Here is a 1998-nt window from a genome sequence, read left to right as displayed (position 1 = left end):
GATAAACAATATTCATGACATGGGTTTTAAAATCATCACCAGCATTAACTTTCTTAAAGAAAAAAGAAATAATTTCCGTATCAAGACATTGGCTTATTTCAGGTCTAATGATTAACATGGCTAATAGTAATTCTTTTCCTTCTTTAATCATCCCCTGAAGCAACTCATCATCCATATTTTTAACAGGTATAACAAAAAAAGGATTAACTTTTATCAGTTTTTTTAATAATAAAGCAAGTCTCTCCCTGTCATACCTGTATCTTTTTATGCAATATTTATAAACATCATACAAAAGATCGATATGCGTATAAGAGGTTGGCATTCTTATTTCCAAGGGCGCTGAAGTAATTTTGACTAGTACTTCTTCAAAGAATTCAGGATGACTGATCAACATGTCATATTCAATATCATCATTGAAAAGTTCAAAAAAATTGATAAGAAATTTTCTACCATCGAGTGAATCCAAAATGGCTTTTTCTGTTATAAACTGTGCCGGAACCTCTGATAATCTGCAAAGGCCTTTCGATAATTGCGAAAGGCAGTACTCTTTGTTTTTCTTTCTGATGTTTTGTGGTAGCTCATTAAGTGTTATTCTTCCCGAACGGATAAGCTCATTATAAACATCATCGTCTGCGAAGCTGCGCGGCAGAACACTCACAGACTTTATTTTGGCCCCGATATCCAGACGTTCATAAATCTGAACTGCCAGATTTGGTGGTGTACCACGGGGAATACCTTTCAGAGTTGACCATTCAGTCAGAAAATCAATATCATTTTTCAATTCATCAGAAAGGTCTTCGTAATAATGCCTGACGCCTTTTTCCCTGACGCGAGTCAATAATAACTGTTTTTTCCTTTCAGGTGTTGATATTAATACATCCCATATTTTATCAGCTATCTCCGTTTTAGAAACATCCCAAAGCTGATTTCTTATTATTCCTGACAAAAGGGTTGGTGATTTAAAATAATCTTTAGGTAATATTTTTTCAGGGCGATAATAAATAAAGTCGATAACATCTATAAATTTTTCTGCTGTCAGCCTACCTTTAATACTATGATCCATGAGCCGTTTAATGAGCTTAAGTTGTCTGTCGCTGATGATAGCAGTGTTCGCACCCTGAATATCTTTAAGCTTTTTTAATTTTGGTTTGAGTTTAGCGACTTGATGGGAATCTAGGCCTGAAGCAACGGCTCTGGAGGTAATTCCGATCTCTTTTTGATCTTTTTGTCCTGTTACAAGATCTTGTGTGAAATTTGCATGATGAACTCCCAATGCCTTATCACTGACAGGGCTGACGATTTTTCCGCAAACTTTGCCACGATTCTCTGTAGCATTGAAAGTAGGTGAATTTTGCCTCTTATTACATGAGAATTGAGATAATCGATCCATCGTTTTTTCCTGTCTTTAAATTGTCCTTAATCTTGACGAGGGAGAGCCCAGTCAAAAAATGCTCACAATATTGACCCGTCAATTCAAAAAAAGTTCCAAAACAGAAGAATCACAGAGTTGAAAAAAGGCCTCTGGCCGGACCGATGCAACCCAAAGTAATTCTCAATAGCCTGAAATGTAGGATGCGCTGGCGGAATATATTCCTCACTCCATATCATCCTCCTCTGTGTATTGGCCTGCGAATGCAAAAACATTACCGGCAAACAACGTAAGTCCCTTGACCAGACTGATCAGGGGAAAGGTGGAGTTATTGGCTCCGAGATTGAGTTGGTCATTGACATTATGGAAGTCTTCAGGAAATTTTTTATGTATGTCGAAACGACGCAAAACATGTGGGTACAGTGTGGCATCCAGGTTTCCACTACTCTTTATGTGTTCTGAGTAACACTCATCAGAAAGAGTAAAGCTACAATTGTCTTTAGCCTCATGAGGTTGCATAGCCGTCCAGTACAGGATTTCCTCAGCGGTGCGAGTCAGCCATGAACGGTATGTCACTTGGTCAACCCCCATAAATTCTGGCAGTCTTGATTTGGGCGGCCATTCTTTTT

Annotated in this window: 2 protein-coding genes; both read right to left on the bottom strand. The window is 38.0% G+C overall.

Annotation, left to right across the window (positions count from 1 at the left end):
* The coding region (locus KDK16_RS05825; protein WP_257275125.1) for a hypothetical protein at nt 1–1390 on the bottom strand (1390 nt) is incomplete at its 3' end.
* A 204-nt stretch (nt 1391–1594) separates the two neighbouring features.
* A partial coding sequence (locus KDK16_RS05820) for a hypothetical protein (protein ID WP_257275124.1) occupies nt 1595–1998 on the bottom strand: 404 nt, incomplete at its 5' end.

This window comes from Endozoicomonas sp. SESOKO4 (assembly GCF_024606275.1).
The sequence above is the reverse complement of the archived record's forward strand: the minus strand, read 5'-3'. Positions and strand labels throughout refer to the sequence as shown.